General features: G+C 41.2%; 15 protein-coding genes and 2 pseudogenes. 16 read left to right on the top strand and 1 reads right to left on the bottom strand.

Annotation, left to right across the window (positions count from 1 at the left end):
• The first annotated feature begins 22 nt into the window (after positions 1 to 22).
• The 3 genes from ASG89_RS11755 (at position 23) to ASG89_RS11745 (ending at position 2,536) form a co-directional block, all read left to right on the top strand.
• A complete protein-coding gene (locus tag ASG89_RS11755; protein WP_057310835.1) occupies positions 23 to 499 on the top strand; it encodes a hypothetical protein in 477 nt (158 codons plus the stop codon).
• Between the two features lie 405 nt (positions 500 to 904).
• On the top strand, positions 905 to 1,375 hold the full coding sequence (locus tag ASG89_RS11750) for an NUDIX hydrolase (protein WP_057310834.1): 471 nt from the start codon (positions 905 to 907) through the stop codon (positions 1,373 to 1,375).
• 300 nt (positions 1,376 to 1,675) lie between these two features.
• Entirely contained in the window at positions 1,676 to 2,536 is an 861-nt protein-coding gene (locus ASG89_RS11745; RefSeq protein WP_082593012.1) for a protein phosphatase 2C domain-containing protein, read from the top strand.
• 74 nt (positions 2,537 to 2,610) lie between these two features.
• Here the strand turns inward: ASG89_RS11745 and ASG89_RS38630 are convergent, their stop codons facing one another.
• A complete protein-coding gene (locus tag ASG89_RS38630) occupies positions 2,611 to 2,853 on the bottom strand; it encodes a transposase (protein WP_082593010.1) in 243 nt (80 codons plus the stop codon).
• A gap of 596 nt (positions 2,854 to 3,449) precedes the next feature.
• Between ASG89_RS38630 and ASG89_RS11735 the strand changes: the two genes are divergently transcribed.
• From ASG89_RS11735 to ASG89_RS11675, 13 genes and pseudogenes are all read left to right on the top strand, one after another.
• Entirely contained in the window at positions 3,450 to 5,360 is a 1,911-nt protein-coding gene (locus ASG89_RS11735) for an endonuclease MutS2 (protein WP_057310828.1), read from the top strand.
• Between the two features lie 423 nt (positions 5,361 to 5,783).
• Positions 5,784 to 6,279 (top strand): annotated as a pseudogene (locus tag ASG89_RS11730) (DinB family protein).
• Between the two features lie 248 nt (positions 6,280 to 6,527).
• Positions 6,528 to 7,205: a hypothetical protein gene (locus ASG89_RS11725; RefSeq protein ID WP_057310826.1), complete on the top strand. Its 678-nt coding sequence runs from the start codon at positions 6,528 to 6,530 to the stop codon at positions 7,203 to 7,205.
• Positions 7,206 to 7,822: 617 nt separating this feature from the next.
• Positions 7,823 to 8,005 carry an ankyrin repeat domain-containing protein gene (locus ASG89_RS11720; RefSeq protein ID WP_057310824.1) on the top strand — a complete coding sequence of 61 codons (183 nt, stop codon included), beginning with the start codon at positions 7,823 to 7,825 and terminating at the stop codon, positions 8,003 to 8,005.
• A 319-nt stretch (positions 8,006 to 8,324) separates the two neighbouring features.
• Entirely contained in the window at positions 8,325 to 8,567 is a 243-nt protein-coding gene (locus tag ASG89_RS11715) for a hypothetical protein (protein WP_057310822.1), read from the top strand.
• 94 nt (positions 8,568 to 8,661) lie between these two features.
• Positions 8,662 to 9,336, top strand: a complete 675-nt coding sequence (locus tag ASG89_RS11710; RefSeq protein WP_057310821.1) for an HAD family hydrolase — start codon at positions 8,662 to 8,664, stop codon at positions 9,334 to 9,336.
• A 236-nt stretch (positions 9,337 to 9,572) separates the two neighbouring features.
• Positions 9,573 to 10,238 (top strand): GntR family transcriptional regulator, encoded by a 666-nt coding sequence (locus ASG89_RS11705; RefSeq protein ID WP_057310819.1) that lies wholly within the window; start codon positions 9,573 to 9,575, stop codon positions 10,236 to 10,238.
• 20 nt (positions 10,239 to 10,258) lie between these two features.
• Positions 10,259 to 11,947, top strand: coding sequence for a dihydroxy-acid dehydratase (gene ilvD, locus ASG89_RS11700; RefSeq protein WP_057310817.1), 1,689 nt, complete (start codon positions 10,259 to 10,261; stop codon positions 11,945 to 11,947).
• 181 nt (positions 11,948 to 12,128) lie between these two features.
• A pseudogene (locus tag ASG89_RS11695) lies at positions 12,129 to 12,922 on the top strand (IS110 family transposase); the annotation flags it as partial.
• 972 nt (positions 12,923 to 13,894) lie between these two features.
• Entirely contained in the window at positions 13,895 to 15,286 is a 1,392-nt protein-coding gene (locus ASG89_RS11690) for a hypothetical protein (RefSeq protein ID WP_057310815.1), read from the top strand.
• A gap of 192 nt (positions 15,287 to 15,478) precedes the next feature.
• Positions 15,479 to 16,141: an HAD family hydrolase gene (locus ASG89_RS11685; RefSeq protein WP_057310814.1), complete on the top strand. Its 663-nt coding sequence runs from the start codon at positions 15,479 to 15,481 to the stop codon at positions 16,139 to 16,141.
• Between the two features lie 404 nt (positions 16,142 to 16,545).
• Entirely contained in the window at positions 16,546 to 16,971 is a 426-nt protein-coding gene (locus ASG89_RS11680; RefSeq protein WP_057310813.1) for a MarR family winged helix-turn-helix transcriptional regulator, read from the top strand.
• A gap of 207 nt (positions 16,972 to 17,178) precedes the next feature.
• Positions 17,179 to 17,541, top strand: a complete 363-nt coding sequence (locus ASG89_RS11675) for a hypothetical protein (protein ID WP_057310812.1) — start codon at positions 17,179 to 17,181, stop codon at positions 17,539 to 17,541.
• Positions 17,542 to 17,581: the final 40 nt, after the last annotated feature.

Below are 17,581 nucleotides of genomic sequence, written 5' to 3'. Positions count from 1 at the left end.
CACAAAACAAAGGAGGTTAAGCATGCGCTATACAGCAGGTTGGCTGGTGTCAAATCATATTTTGGCGTTAACACATTTTGAACCAGTTGTAACGATGGAGGATTTCCAGGATATTGCGACAGATGCGCACATAGCTTTGCAAAAGGCGACGCAGCCCTTTCACCTTCTGATCGATAATCGAATTATCGCCGAAAGGACGGTCGCCACTCTGGATTCAATGTTGAAAGCTCTACCGATCCTCGAACATACGCACTTGCGATGGATTGTTGTCGTACTGCCCGAAGCCATCAAAGAAACTGCAGCAGCTAGACAAGTTCAGCGGTATGGGTCGATACAATTAAAATTCGTAGACAGTCTAGCATCCGCATTCCAGCATCTTGTAAGTGAGGATGACCGTATAGACGGGGGGGCTGGCATGGAAATGAGTTGGATCGATTGGATTTCGAACAGGGAAAACCCGATAGCCGTCGGAGAAGTAGAGAGACCGAAGGAAACATAATAGTATTTAATAATAGAATACAGCGCCATGAGGCTTATACGCCCGGCGATGTATTTTTCTATATCCGAAGTCAACATGGAGCCAACCTAGAATGCCTAAGGCCAGTTGGGACAGAGGAACCTCTCTCTTTTAGAAAGGATAACGGATTCTTACAACTTTATGATCATCAATGAAAGAATGGGGATCATCGGTGATTTGGGACCTGTCGGGTGACAAGAACATTATCTCATTAGAGATTGGAAAATAGTTATAAAATTCCATGTTTCAGTTTCATTAATCCATTCAAAATCCAGTTGAAATTGTTACAATTCAATTAAGCCATTTATAAAATGGGGGATGATGAGAAGCTTTTTGAGTTTGCAAGAGACCTACTTAGTTAATATGTTATCGTTGTGGAGGGGAAATATGGTAGAAAATCAAAACTATATTCGTTTTATTCGAGAAAAGGTCGGAAATGATTTAATATTTCTTAACTTTTCCGGAGGAATTATTTACAACGAAAAGAATGAAGTACTATTGCAAAAACGAGGAGATAGAAATGCTTGGGGATTTCCAGGCGGTGCAATGGAGCTCGGAGAATCCGCTGAGGAAACAGCAATTCGCGAAATTTTCGAAGAAACTGGTTTAACAGTGAACGTTGAACATTTAATCGGCATATACACCAAATATTTCGAAAAATATCCAAATGGCGGGGAAGCTCAAACCATTTCATTCTTTTTTCAGTGCAAGCCAGTTAGCGGAGAGCTAATTGCAGACGGGACAGAATCATTAGAGGTAAGATATTTCTCTGTTGAAGATTTTCCACCGCTTTTTAATAAACAACACGAAGACGCTTTAAAAGACTGGATAGCCAATAAATTAGGCAATTTTAGATAGGTTCATTGTAAACTTCGGAATGGAATATCTTCTCCTGGAGATCTAGGGTATCAAGCGGACGAACGTCAATTCTAGCTTTTTTCGAAGAGTCAAGAAATTGAACGATTATTACCTTAGCAGGTCCGCGAAATGGTGTTTTATTGCTCTAACAAGAAACTATAGTGCGGCGATGGAAACGATCCATCGCTTGTTTTTGTTTCTGTGCCATCCGCTCAACTATCGGTCAGAATAGTTCCAATACTTGGTAGTGGAGAAAATGGTAAAATAGATCGAGGATTTACAGATTAATTTGAGAAAGGGGTGAACAACTTGAATGTTACTTATGAGGAGATCACCAAGAAAGGCGTTGGGGTACTAAATGAGGATGCTATTATTATGCATCCGAAAGCAAATTTGTATGGAGCTTTGGATGGTGTATCTTCCTTGGTACCCTATCTAAATTCCAAAAAGGAAACTGGCGGTTTTATTGCGGCGAATCTGGTGAAAAACTACTTCGAATCTGTTACTGATCCTGGAAGTTTAAAGGACCACATGATTGAGGTGAATGATCTTCTTAGGGAACAAATGGTGCTCGCTAATATTGATCTGGAAAAAAAGGAAGAACTCTGGGGAGCGGCATTGGCAATCGTTCGTATTCAGGATGATGGTGTGGAGTTCATACAGACAGGGGATTGCATGATTCTAGCCGTGTATGCTAATGAAGTGGTTCGCCCATTAACATGGAGACAAGTCGCTCACGTAGAATCTCCAGCATTAGCTAAATGGCAGGAAGGAATAACAAAAGGCTTAAAAAGCCAGAAAGAGCTTCATGAAACCGTTATTGATACAATAAGAAAGAACCGATATCGCGCTAATACAGATGGTGGTTACGGGGTTTTAAATGGGGAAAAGGATGCTGTTCGTTTTTTCGAATACGGGAAAATTAATCTGACGTATTTAAAACATATCATTTTGTTGACTGATAGGATGTTTTTACCAACAAATATCGTACCCGAACAGAGTTCGTATTGGAGATTTGTTGCGCAAACAATATTGAATAAAGGTATAAGACTTTATACGCAAGAATTAATAGAACTTGAGGATAGCGATCCTGAGTGTATTCAACATATTCGCTTTAAGAAATCAGACGATAAGACCGCAATGGTGATTAATTTCCATTAGCAATTTCGCTCCCTCGGTATGATTTAATTTCCTCACGCAAGCTCATCTATTCGCAGGATTTCATCCTTTAGATATCAATGATTGTGATATTTCTTGTTCAGTCGTAATTGTGCTCGCCATGAAATCGCAAGTAGCTCGCTTGCTTGGCCTTCTGATCGTTTTCGAAGCTCTCTTCCAATTGAGGGTTTATGACGGTAACTCCAGCTGGATTCAACCATAATACGTCTCGATACTCGACTACCTGCCTTGGTAATGCCACCTCTGCGCGTGCTGATGCCTGTCGAATGTTCACGAGGAACGAGGCCAGTATACGCCATAAGTTAATCTGGATTTTGAAAACGCCCACATCTGACGATCCGCTAAACTTCGGGCAGTAGAGCGTGGTGGTCTTTGGCGCTTCGGTCAGGATAGTTCAAATACTTCGGAAAGTATTCCACCAGCCAAATGATTATTTCAGAATTGACTAGCGGTCATTAAACCCTTGACTTCCTACATCAAATCATATATCCTACTTACATCATACGATTTCAATGCAAGACACATTCCCTACGAGGTGTTTTATGAGTGTAGCAGGTTTTCAACAGGCATAACTTAAGAAGATAACATTCTATTCTATAGGTGAAGCGGGATACCATTTCTAAAAATCCTATATGATAGTTTTATTTAAGTTACCTATGAAGAACCCTGCGAATACATCATGAACCATGACTCGAACAGAGGAAGTAAACTGCGGCTTTGGACACAAATCCCTTGTCAGCTGATGGCTTTTCTCTATGTGTAACGTCATGTAAATTGAGTGTAATGAGCTGTGGGTTTCCCGCAGCTTTTTTTGCGCTTATTTGGGCATAAACGTTGAAATCTTATGGTGCAGGGATCTTCATCATGATCACCCAATCGTGAGGAGAATGCAAAGATGCATCCAAGTACAAAGGACAAATTACAATATAACGAATTGAAGACACTCGTCCAAAGCTATTGTGTAAGCAGTCTGGGCAAGCAACTGATCGATCAGCTCGAACCAAGTTCAAACCTCAAAGTAGTGAAGCAACGTCTCCTTGAAACAACGGAAGCCCGCGCGATTCTAGATACCGAGGGACATGTGCCGCTGTTGGGGATTTCGAATATTAAACTCATGATGGAGAAGCTGGACAAAGGGATGGTGCTGGATCCCTCCGAACTGATTGCCATTGCTGATTTTCTCCGGGGTTGCCGAAAAGTCAAGAAATTCATGACCGAGAAGGAATTCTACGCTCCTAAGCTAAGTGCTTATGCCAACTCCATGTGGGATTTCCAGAACATTGAAGATGCAATTCACCAAGCTATTAAAGGGAATCGGGTGGACTCCGGGGCGAGTAAAGAGCTCAGACGAATCCGCAAGCATATTGATATTGCCGAGGCGAAGATTGAGGAGCAGCTGCAAAAGTTTCTGAAGAACAGCGCGAACAAGGAGGTTATTCAGGAGTTTTTTGTCAGCAAAAAAAATGACCGCTTCACCATCCCGATTAAAGCTGCCTATAAGCATCAAGTGGCTGGAACGATTGTCGAAATATCTTCCAAGGGATCGACGGTGTTTATGGAGCCATTAACTGTTGCCAAGTATAACGCAGAGCTTTCGGGTCTCAAGATGGAGGAGGGGATGGAGGAGCTTCAGATTCTGTCGGCTCTATCGGATTTAGTCGCAAATCAAACCCAGCCGATAACGGTCAATATTGATTTGATTAGTCTGTACGATATGATTTTCGCCAAAGGGAAAATTAGCAAAAGCATGGATGGAATCGCACCTAAAGTGAACGACCACGGGACGATTAAGTTAGTCCGATGCAGGCATCCGTTATTGTCCGGAGGTGCAGTTCCGCTGGATTTTGAAATTGGCGATAGATATCGCAGTTTGGTCATTACGGGTCCGAATGCGGGGGGCAAGACGGTTGTCCTGAAGACGGTCGGTTTGATCGCGCTGGCGGTGATGTCCGGATTTCACATCGCGGCGGATGCGTCTACCGAAGTGGCTGTGTTTGATCGTATGTTCGTTGATATCGGGGATAATCAGAGCCTGGAGAATGCGCTTAGTACCTTTTCGTCCCATATGAAAAATATAGCCGAGATCATGCGCCAAGCGAATCGGAATACGTTGTTGTTGTTTGATGAGATTGGTAGCGGAACGGAACCCAATGAGGGTGCGGCACTGGCCATTGCGATTCTGGAAGAATTTTACCAAATGGGTTGTATGACGGTTGCGACCACGCACTATGGAGAGATTAAGGAATTTTCGGAACGGCATCCGGATTTCATGAACGCAGCCATGGCATTCGACAACGAGACCTTAGAGCCGCAATATAAGCTACTGATTGGGCAATCGGGCGAGAGCAATGCGCTTTGGATCTCGAAGAGGATGGAGTTGAAAGATGCGGTATTGGAGCGGGCGAAGCTGTATATGAAGAGTAAGAACTATCGGTTGGATCTCCTTCATGAAAGTAAAGTGATGAAGAAGCCGGTAGTGGCACTTACGGATGAAACGGAAGTTGTACTTGAGGAGTACGGGATGGGTGATCGTGTGCGGTTATTAGAGCATGATGAACCCGCGATCGTGTACAAAGGCCGAGATAGCTTCAACCATATGACGGTTTTATTTGAAGGGCAGCTCGTAGAGGTGCATGCCAAGCGGGTATCCTTAGAACTACAAGCCAGCGAGTTGTATCCTACGGGATATGATCTGAATACGCTGTTCTCCAGCTATAAAGACCGCAAGTTTCAGCACGACATGGAGCGTGGATCGAAAAAGGCGTTGCGGCAAGTGCAGAAGGAAATACGGAAGCAACGGGAGTGAGAGGATCGTAGCTTTGAGGCGTTTCCATCAAGACTATCATGCAAATGATGATCCTAAGTTAGCCGGTCCCGACCAGTTGGGTGGCACCGGAAGCAAACGCTTCTCGTCTCTACAAGACAAGAGCGTTTTTGCATTATCAAAAATTGAAGGAGGTTTGAAAAATGTATCGTATTAACTATCGGACATATTCAAGAAATTGATAAAACCCTAATTGAGTTTGTTTAATGTCCAAAATGGTGAAAAACAGTGAAATAGAGATGCTTGCGCAGTAGTGAGTTGCCTCGCCTGGTGAGCTTAATTTGCCCCTTATATTTGCCAGAACTGACGAGTTAGCAAGCGGAAACAGAACTAACGGGCAGGATACTTGAAATATATGGTAATATAGAATAGAGTGCATTTCATATAAGGAAGTAGAGGGAATCAATGGTGAAACAACTGATCGTCGGAGACGCCATGCATGAGCTGGCCACTACGCGCCGCATCCTGGAGCGCTTGCCCGAGGAGCATATGACATGGAAGCCCCACGTGAAATCTATGACGTTGGGCGGGCTGGCCACGCACCTAATCAACCTGCTGAACTGGCAAGTCGCGATTTTTCATTACCCGGAATTCGATCTTTCGACTGTGCCGCTTCGGCGGGAAGCTTTGGAAAGTCGCGAAGACGTGCTGGAGGAATTCGACGCGAATGTCGTAGCTTGAAAAGCTATTAGCCGAATGCGATGAGAAGACGCTCGGGGAGGAATGGACCTTGCGGAACGGCGACCATATCATCCTGCGCAAACCGCGAGCTATCGCGCTTCGCACCTTCGGATTAAGCCACATGGTCCACCACCGTGCGCAGCTCGGGGTTTATTTACGGCTTCTTGATATTCCGGTGCCCGGCCTATACGGTCCATCGGCCGACGAGCAAGTTAAATGAACTAAGACGCGCCAATCAGTGGATTCAGGGGACCCTTAAATAGTAGCTACCTTAAGAAATTTAATAGGATGTTGAACTAACGCGGAACGATAGTTTAATCTCAAAAGGGCTGCCGCGAGGCAGCCCTGTATTCAAGTAACGGGGCAGTATACTTCCAATATGTGTTAATAGTAAAATGCTAACTACTCTCTATGTAAATACATAATTTTGTCAAAACAAATGAAAGAAAAATAGTAGGGGGAAGAACCTTGAGATTTTATTATTTATCCGCTGATCTAGGCCGAACTAAAAAATATGCTATTGGAATGAGCATTGGTGAATACCCTATCCAACAAATTAATTGTTCATCATGCGGCGAAGATTGGACGACAGAATTAATTTTTACGAATGAATCAGATCATAACATAAAAATTGCACTTTCAAATAGCAACTTCCCAGATTTTTTAAGTTATGAAATATTTAGTACTTTTATTAATACTAAAGTAAAAGAATTGCTCGTTAAGAATAACATGACCAATTTCCTTCTGAAGAATGTAGTTATTAAATCATCTACAGATTTAACAGATTTAGATAAGAAACGTCTTAGAAATGATAACTACACTTCAGCAGAGCTAAAAAGAATTTCGGATTCACCAATTGAATACTATCATCTTTTTGTTAAAGGTAAAGCAAAACTTGATTTAAATAAATCGGAGTTAATTACGGATGTTTGTACTGAATGTGGTTCTATTCGTATTAGAACTACGGGCGATAATCCTATTGATTCAGGGCGAGCAAAGTATCTTGACCTTGAAAGTTGGGACGGCTCAGATTTATTTAAAGTAGACATCTATCCTTCACGTATTTTTTGTACTGAAAAGTTTTATAATCTTTATAATGAAAACAAGTTAACTGGTTTATTTTTTGATGAAGCTTTTGTCGGTTAGTTTAGTGCAATTGAGTTAGATTATTGGTTCTTAATAAACTGATCAATGCCCTGCGAAATAAATCGCAGGGCATTTTAGCAAACTAGATAATAGAGAAAATTTTGCAAGGAATAAAAGGGCATTCGATAAATCCTAGGTTCGATAGTATGCAAAGTATTCGAGCCTTAGGCGCCAATTTCTGGTCTATACTTTTGCATAATCATCTGTTTCGAATGGTGGAAAGAAGAAATAGAAACTTTAAAAATCAGATTTGAATTTGATGTAAAGACCTATATACGGATTGAAATAGGTAGTGCTGATGAATTAGCTGGAAATTTTTGTGTTTCATTTATGAATCGTTATAATTGCTCTTATTTACATGACTTTAGGAAAGATTTTTTTCTTAATTATACTGAGGTATCTCAGATAAAACTAAATGAAGAGGGCAGTTGGGAATTGTTTTTAAGATAGTTGGAATCTAATACTGCTGTCATCATGCACCACTTAACCACACTACGCCATTGCGCTAACGCAAAACGATAGTTAAATGGCTGCCGTGAAGCAGCCATTACTACGTTAACGGGCAGATTACATAAATGGGTATTTATGGTAAAATACCCTTAAAAGGAGGGGTAATCTTGGATGATAATATCTGTAGAGCAGTTGCGAAAGGTGATATTGAGTGCGTAAAATCCCTTTTTTCGAAAGGTATTAATGCAAATTATGAGTCTATAAATAGTGGTCATTCTTTACTAAATATAGCTGTAGAAAATGAACAATTAGAGGTAGTAAAGTTTTGCTTCAGAACGGGGCGGAGATAAATTTTAAGAGTTTTGAAGAATGGACACCTTTACATGTAGCCGTTGATATATCCATAGACGGCACAATTCATGCGGGTGGAAGCCTTGGAGAGGAACCAACAGAATTAATAAAGTATTTGTTGGATAATGGTGTAAAAACGCCTTGGACTGTAACGGAAAAACCCAATAGATATTGCAAAAGATTATAACTCAAAAAAAATAATAAATTTCTTAAAGAACTACTAGCGCAATAAGCCCAATTGATTGAACTAAAGGTTAGAATCGTTAAATTTAATGATAGAATATTGTATAGAACTAATAAGGGGGTATTGAAGTGCGAATGTATGCCCTACTTGAAGAGGCAGTGGAGAACGTTAAAAAAGTTATGGTTTACGAATCTGAGAGCGAAGTGTATGTCTTTTTGTATGATACACAAGAAGATAAGACTAGTGTTGCTGACTTATGGTTTGAAATGCTCGATGAAGCTGTCGATCATTGCAATCAAGAATTTAATGTTATACAGGCACAGTGGCTGGTAATCAATGACCCTAAAGAAGGAGAAGATCACGAAATTATTCATTAAATCAAAAATGGAGTTAAGCTAAAGGATAACGATTGTTGAAGATGAACGAAGTAGACTAGTATTTTTTGTACTATACATCGGGAGGAGTTAACGAATGGCACCTAGGGCAATTCTTTTTGACCTTGATGAAACCTTGACCGATAGAAGTCAATCACTCATGAAGTATAGTTATGCATTTATGGAGAGTTTTCACAATCATTTAAACACAATATCTACTGAAGAGGTCTATCAATTATTCAAAATTGCGGACGGGAATGGATATCGCTCAAGGGAAGAGGTTTTTGCCCTACTAACAAAAGAACTACCTTGGGCACAAAACCCTCCTGAATCTTTCCGAATAAGTGAGCATTGGGCTTCAACATTTCCACGTTGTAGTGTCGCAACGACAGGTATGTACAAAGTCTTGGAGCAACTAAAATCACATGGCATAAAGCTTGGAATTATAACAAACGGTGGTTCGTTCTCTCAGAACAGAAAAATAGATGCATTAGGTATTCGTGAGTATCTAAGTACCATTATTATTTCTGAATCAGTGAACGTAAAGAAGCCAGATGAGAAAATTTTTGCTATTGCACTTGAAGAAATAAATATGTGTGCTTCTGACACTTGGTACATCGGTGACCATCCAGTCAATGATATCCTTGGTGCAGCTTCAGCTGGATTAACTCCAGTCTGGATACGTGGCATCCATCCATGGACTGAAGGACATGATGAACCATCGTACCAAATAGATTCAATAAATCAATTGTTATCATTATTGCAAGTCTAACTGATTATGAATGAAGACAAGTAAACAATGATGGTTGATAAAATCGTGTCTTTACGCTAACGCAGAACGTTTGCTGAATAATTACTTCATCTTCATGAGCAGGTGCCCTCGGCATTCTGCTCATTTTAATAAAATAATCAACAAAAAAATAAATAATTAAATCCAAACTTATTGCATCGAACTCCAATATGCGATATATTGCATATATATATTTAACTTGAAAGAGGAGACTTAAAATGCCAGTTCCCCACAATTTTGCTTCACCAACTCGAGTATCAGCTAAAGAACGAGCATTAACTCAAATCCAAAGATGGATCATTGAGGGTACACTCGTACCAGGCGAGAAATTAATTGATGCTGAACTAGCGGAATCTTTGGCTGTTAGTAGAACTCCAATCAGGGAGGCTTTTCAGCTTTTGGAAATGCAAGGACTTGTCTCGATGTTTCCTGGTAAAGAAACGAGAGTAACGAGCATAGAAAAAGAAGATATTCTTAAGATGTACCCAACGCTCGCTGCGCTCTATTCTTTGGCTGCTGAATATGCAGCAAAACTCATTTCACTGGAACAGATCGAGGTCTTGAAAGAAATAAATAAGCAATTCGCCCAAGCCATCCAGAGTGGACAGACTTACCATGCTATGGAACTTGATGAGCAGTTTCATAATTTAATTATAGATGTATCGGATAACGCGTACATCGCATCATTTAGCACATCACTGCAAATTCATATAAGAAGGTTTAAATATGTCTTTCTTAAGCAACCAGTCACAGGGACACTTATCTCTGTGGAAGAGCACGAATCTATCATATTAGCTTTGGAAGAGAAAGACACTGAAAAAGCCTCAGCACATATGAAACAAAACTTAATAAGACCAATGCATGAACTGTATGCCCTAATCTAATAGTGAAAGGATGAATGAGTATGTCTAGTCATAAAGATTTAAGAATTCGTAGCAAAGTTATAAGTGAGGGAGTTAATCGCGTCCCTAATCGCGCTATGCTGAGGGCTGTCGGTTTTAAAGACGAGGATTTCAAGAAGCCGATGATTGGCGTGGCGAGTACATGGAGTGAAGTAACCCCATGCAACATGCATATTGATTCCTTAGCGCTTGCAGCGAAAAAGGGAATTCAGCTTCATGGCGGCGCTCCTCTAATTTTTAATACCATTACGGTGTCAGATGGAATTTCAATGGGGCATGACGGGATGTTGTACTCATTACCAAGCCGTGAAGCTATAGCAGACTCCATTGAGATTGTTACGAACGCAGAGCGTTTCGATGCGCTTGTTGCTGTAGGCGGATGCGATAAAAATACACCAGCGTGTTTAATGGCTATCGGCCGACTGAATTTGCCTGCGGTATATGTATATGGCGGAACAATTCAGCCTGGGAAGTTAGACGGTAAAGACGTAGATATTGTCAGTGCTTTTGAAGCAGTAGGGCTGTATCATGATGGTAAGATAAGTGATGAGGAGCTTCACAAGGTAGAGTGCAACGCTTGCCCTGGGGCCGGAGCTTGCGGAGGAATGTATACAGCTAACACAATGGCATCTGCTGCAGAAGCATTAGGCATGAGTCTTCCTGGTTCATCCTCTACCTCAGCGATATCACCTCAAAAAGCATTGGAATGCGAAGAAGCAGGTGAGCGAGTACTCGAACTTCTTGAGATGGGAATTTACCCGCGCGATATTATGACAAAGAAAGCATTTGAGAATGCGATTACACTTGTAATGGCATTGGGGGGCTCTACCAATGCCTTCTTGCACCTAATTGCGATTGCACACTCTGTCCAAGTAGAGTTAACCTATGAGGATTTCGAACGCATTCGTGTAAAAGTGCCACACATTGCAGATCTTAAGCCGAGTGGAAAGTATGTCATGCAGGATCTAAGTGATATTGGTGGGGTTCCCGGCGTGATGAAGCTTCTTCTTGAGCAAGGTCTTCTCCATGGTGATTGTATGACGATTACCGGTAAAACCTTAGCAGAAAATTTGGCAGCATCAGAACCGTTACTTGAAAATCAAGACATTATTCGCCCGTTTAATAATCCCTTAAAGACGAGTGGGCCGTTAGTCGTTCTAAAGGGCAATCTTGCTCCAGAAGGCGCAATAGCCAAAATGTCAGGGATGAAAAAGTCTCGATTCACTGGTCCTGCACGCGTATATGATAGCGAGGTAGCGGCTACTGAGGCAATTTTACAAAACCAGATCCGCAAAGGAGATGTGTTAGTTATTCGGTATTGCGGACCAAAGGGCGGACCAGGCATGCCAGAAATGCTTTCAGTTACCGCTTTAATCGTCGGGAAAGGGTTTGGTGGAGAAGTTGCTCTCATAACTGATGGTAGATTTTCAGGTGGCTCACATGGTTTTGTAGTTGGTCATGTTGCACCAGAAGCACAAGTAGGCGGACCAATAGCTCTTCTGCAAGAGGGTGACATCGTTACCATTGATAGTGAAACGCAAGAAATTTGCTTTGATATTTCGGAAGTAGAGTTAGCGAAACGAAAGAATGAATGGGTTCAACCACAATTGAAATTTACTACAGGTGTTCTTAGTAAATACGCGAGATTAGTTTCTTCTGCTTCCAAAGGGGCCGTTACAGATTTATTTTAATAGGTTGTAAACTCAGTTTTGACGAATCAATGATTGAGAAGGGTCATTACGCTAACTGTGAACGATAGCATTCCTGTAGAGCGTTAATTTTAAGCTTTGCAAAAAAATAAGCGCCTCGGTACGATGGGAGTACGCAACGGGTCATAGCCCTTAAAATCCCATCATCCATGAGGACGCTCTAATGAAGTTTAAAGCGCAGAACAAACAAAATCAATTCATTGAAATAATTACCACTCAGCATCTAGTTGTCGGGATCGACATCGCTCAACAAGAACATGTCGCACGAGCAGTTAATTTTCGTGGAATCGTGGTCGGTATTCCAATAACCTTTTCGAATGATGAAGAAGGATTTCAAAATCTTCTTCGGTGGATTCATTCACTGCAAGCAGCTCATAACCTTAGTTCGGCTATCATTGGTATGGAACCTACCGGGCATTACTGGCTTAACGTCTCTAAATGGCTCTCCGAGCGTCAATATGAAGTTGTTCTCGTCAATCCTCATCTCGTGAAAAAGAATAAGGAAAACCGTGACAATACGCATCTAAGAGCGACAAAAAGGATGCGCTTGTAATTGCAGACATGGTTAAGAATGGCTACTACTCTTTCACTCGCACCACACCTGAAGCCTTTGAGGAACTTCGAGTCTTTTTCTCAAACCGGGACTCTGTCGTAACGAGACTCGTTAGTGCGAAGAATCAATTTCATCGCTGGGTTGAAGTTGTGTTTCCTGAATTGCGACAAGTCTTTAAAAACCTTATGTGCAAAGGCTCATTGGCCACATTACGGCTTTTCTCAACACCTGAAGAATTGAGGGAATTAGAGCCTCGAGATGTGGTATGTGGGTGGAAGTCCCTAATGAAACGTCAGCCTGGCGAAATAAAGGCTAGATCACTTATTGCTCTTGCTAGTCATTCTGTTGGTTCTAAACAAGCTACTTATGCGTACAAGCTTCATTTAAAGCAGCTTCTAGCCGAATAGGTGAAAAAGATGAAGAAAATGAGATCTCTTATGAAACTGTGTGGAAAATTAGCCCGAATACTCGTTGGAATGGCCCGCAGCAACGAAGCCTACGACCCTACTAAAACAATGCCACTTCAGTTAGCAGCTTAAGTACTTAGTAATATCCAACCGTTTCGTCGTACGAATTTTGGCTTATTCGCGGGGGTTCAAAAGAAAGCACGGGGTACCGGATGTGTTCAACCAAAGGGCATAGACCCGTAACGATAGCAAGACCGGCTCCACCCCTTGGACAGGTGTAACGAAGGAATGAGAGGGCATAGACCCGTTGAGACATGGGAGTAAAAACCTCCAGGGGCGGCGTGGAGATAACGTGTAGTATATGGAAATATATGGGGTGTAAGCCTCACCCTGTGCTTCAGTGCGCCTTCATGTTGCCAAGGTCTATTACGGTGACTCAATTCCAAACCTCCTGTCTTTTAACAAGGGTGAAATCCTGCGAATAAGCGAGCATACGTGAGAAAACTTAATCGAACCGAGGGAGTTGAGGAGCTTGCTTCACCGCTACGCTCCTCTTTTGGTTGCTAGACTCGCAAGTCATGACTCAATTCAAACGACAATGAGGTATGTTGAGCCTTCAGAACTGATTCGAGGAAGGCAATATACAGTCTATATGATGATCCCGCGCTACTACTGGTAGCGTTTTTTGTTTGGGGAGTACGTCCGGGTTTAACTCTTTCTTTAATTCCGTATTCCCAAAAAGGATAGGGAAGTTATTGTTGAAACTAATCATGACCCAAAGACTCATTGCTTTCGGAACAGCACTCAACTTGATGACCAGGTGTCGACTGGTAAAAGTTCACTCCGCTCCGCACCTTACTATATATAAAAAGTCAAAGGCATTTTATTGGGTATTATTATTCTAATACCATTAAGTCCAAACAAATATGATAGGAATACGTATGATGAATTAAGGGAGGTGATGGGATTATGAGTAAACTTGCTCAGTTAATAGATATATTAATAGATGTAGGTATTACTAATATCCAAAAAGTTGAAATCGAGTATTTTAATGGTGTCGAGTACAAATTGAAATTCGATGAAGATGTTGACTCAACTGAAAGAAAATCCGAACTTGAGGATTTTTTAGAAGACATTGATTGGAATCAGGTCCAGGAAATTGAAATTGAACTTTACAATGGGCGAGAAATTGAAATCAAATTTTCTGAATATCCGATAGGTCCGACGGGTGCTACAGGAGCAACTGGGGCAACAGGTGCAACTGGAGCAACTGGAGCAACTGGAGCAACTGGAGCAACTGGAGCAACAGGTGCAACAGGAGCAACAGGAGCAACAGGTGCAACAGGTGCAACTGGAGCAACTGGCGCAACAGGTGCAACTGGAGCAACTGGCGCAACAGGTGTAGCAGGAGCAACTGGAGCAACTGGAGGAACAGGAGCAACTGGAGCAACAGGACCGGCGAGTCCTACTATTCCTACTTCTCTTAATCGAATTTATGTCACAAACCAATTAGCCGACACTGTCGCTGTTATTAATGGGTTTACAAATAGCGTCATTACGAACATCCCCGTTGGAGTACAGCCTGTAGGCATTGATGTGAATCCTAACACGAACCGTATATACGTAACAAACGCAACCAGCAACAATCTCTCCGTTATTAACGGAATAACAAATACGGTTATAGCTACAATTCCAGTAGGACAACTTCCATTCGGTGTTGCTGTGAATCCCAATACGAACCTTATTTACGTAGCAAACATCAACAGCAACAATGTCTTCGTAATTGATGGAGCTACGAATGCGGTAATAACTACGATTCTAGTCGGAGGAAACCCATTTGGAGTCGCTATCAATCCTATCACGAACCGTATTTACGTATCGAGCCAAGGCAACAACACTGTCTCCGTTATAGACGGGGCTACGAATGCAGTTATTGCTTCTCCTATTGTAGGAGTAAATCCAAGAGATGTTGGTGTCAATCTTTTAACAAATGCGATTTACGTAGCGAACTTTAACAGCAACAATGTCTCGGTTATTAACGGAATCACCAATACGGTTGTAGCTACGATTCCAGTAGGCTTAAATCCAGAAGGTGTCTCTGCCAATCCTAATACGAACCGTATTTACGTAACAAACAACAACAGCAACACTGTCTCCGTTATAGACGGGGCTACGCATGTGGTTGTAACTACACCAGTTGGTACTCATCCATTTGGTGTCGCTGTCAATCCTTTAACAAACGCGATTTACGCAGCGAACTTTAACGTTAACAATGTTTCCGTTATTAACGGAATAACAAATACGGTTGTAGCTACGATTCCAGTAGGATCAAATCCAAGAAGTGTCGCTGTGAACCCTTAATATTCAAGAAACGCATCCCTCGTATGATCTGTTGTATTTGTAATGGATATATTCAAATGGTCATTAAACTAAAGGACAGATTTGCTCAATAAGAAATGTGAAAAACACTTACAAATAATTGAAACATAATATATAATTATTTATTATGGTAATGCGTTAACTTGGTATAGTAATAAAGTGGGGGCGACATAGGTGATTGAAGCAGTTGTATTTGATTTTGATGGTTTAATTAGAGATACGGAAACATTTGAATTTTATTCTTTTCAAGAGGTTTTTAGAGTGCATGGTATTGAACTCCCATTAGAATTATATTGCAAAAGAATTGGTGGACATATGAATGCATTTGACCCATATTCCTATTTGCAAGAATCTATTGGAAGACCAATCAATCGTGAGGAATTGAGAATACTAAGAAGACAAAAATATGACATGTTGATTAAAAATGTAAAAGAACGCCCAGGTGTTGCGAATTATTTGAAATCAGCAAAGAAACTGGGTTTGAAAATTGGTCTTGCATCTAGTGCTCCATATGATTGGGTTATGCCCAATTTAGAAGAATTAAATCTAGTTGGGTATTTTGACTGTATCCGAACTCATGAAGATGTCAAAAATGTGAAACCAGATCCAGAACTATATTTAAATGTACTAGATTATTTTGGAGTTAACTCACATAATGCCATTGCTTTTGAGGATTCCCCAAATGGTGCTAAAGCCGCAACAGCAGCAGAAATGCACACTGTAATTGTTCCAAATGAGCTAACTAAAGATTTGGTTTTCGATAATTTTACTATTCGTCTTAATTCAATGTTAGAACTAGAATTAGAACAGTTAATTGAATCTTTAAATTCTCAATGAATTCATCGTTACGCTAACGAGACACAGATTGTTCAATACACAGCAATGGGAGGCTGCCGGCACTATCGGCAGCCTTTCGCTCACATTTACGGGCAGAATAACGTGTGTGTTGAATGTAAGACAATTACAAAGGGAATAATGTTTGTAGTCATGCAGCACATAGTAGTTTGCTCTAAAATCTCCACAAATCATAGAGAGTTCGCCGCTTATGAGTAGCCTGACAATTACAGTTATGCATATGTTTATCACTAATATGGTGCAGCCATTGATTTTATTCAAGGGGTTCTGGGCTATGTGAAGGCTTGTATTCCGTTAATTAGTATTAGGTTCTGTTGACGCGAGAATTCCAGCGTGATATATTTAGCGAGCTAAATATAATTCGTGAATGTGGAGGAGAAATATTAATGACATATACGGTGGACTGCGATATTCGCCAGTCGTTAGATCGAATTTCCTCCCAAATGCGACGAGATTATAGCGAGTCTCTACGGGAACTTAATCTTTACGTTGGCCAAGAGAACTTGCTATACCGTTTGTGGTTAGGCGATGGGGTAACACAAATGCAACTGTGCGAACATCTAAAATGCGAGCCGCCTACGGTAACAAATATGGTTAAATCCCTTGAGCAAAACGGATTTATACACCGTAAACGCGATCAAGATGATGCAAGGGTTATGCGAATTTTCCTTACCGATAAAGGCAAAGAATTAGAAAACCCGGTTGAATTCAAATGGAAACAGCAGCAAGAAAAATTACTGCATTCCATTTTACCCGAAGAGCGCTTATTATTAAGGCGGCTTTTGAAGCAAATGGAGAGTAACTTATTATAAGTTAACTCTTGCATTTATGTTTAGCATGCTAACTAAATCCAGATTATTGTTTAGCAAGCTAAATAGTGAATAACCCTATATCGCTTAATCAAAGCTAAAAAATAGATATTGGTTGGTTACTTTGTCCAACTATAAAATAAAGGAGAAGAGAAACATGGGAAAAGGAAAAGAGATGCAACTAGCACTACAAATGGAGTGGCCTTTATCGTGGCTTTGCATATCGGGCTCATGGTTTGGGTAGGCATGATATGGATGCCTGCTCAAACGAATGGGCTAAATCAATTGCCACCGGAATTATACCCGCATGGTACGGCAGTCATGAATACACTACAGCAAGTTATAGGCGCGATTGGAACAGCGGTCGCAAATAGTCTTCTTACCGGTGGTATGGAGAGATACTTGCATGGCTCCTCCTCTTCGACCAAGCAGACCGAAATTGCAAACGCGATGACGTCCGGATCTCAAAATGTGTTCTTGTTTACAATGATTATCGCATTGATTGGCTTGGGTATGGCGTTCTTCATCCGCCGCGTCGTAGTAAATGGCGAGACGATGAAATCAATACATTGATATACACGACGGCAGACGACTAGACGATCTCCGAAGTAAA

The sequence above is a fragment of the Paenibacillus sp. Soil766 genome (assembly GCF_001428105.1).
GTDB lineage: Bacteria > Bacillota > Bacilli > Paenibacillales > NBRC-103111 > Paenibacillus_E.
The sequence above is the reverse complement of the archived record's forward strand: the minus strand, read 5'-3'. Positions and strand labels throughout refer to the sequence as shown.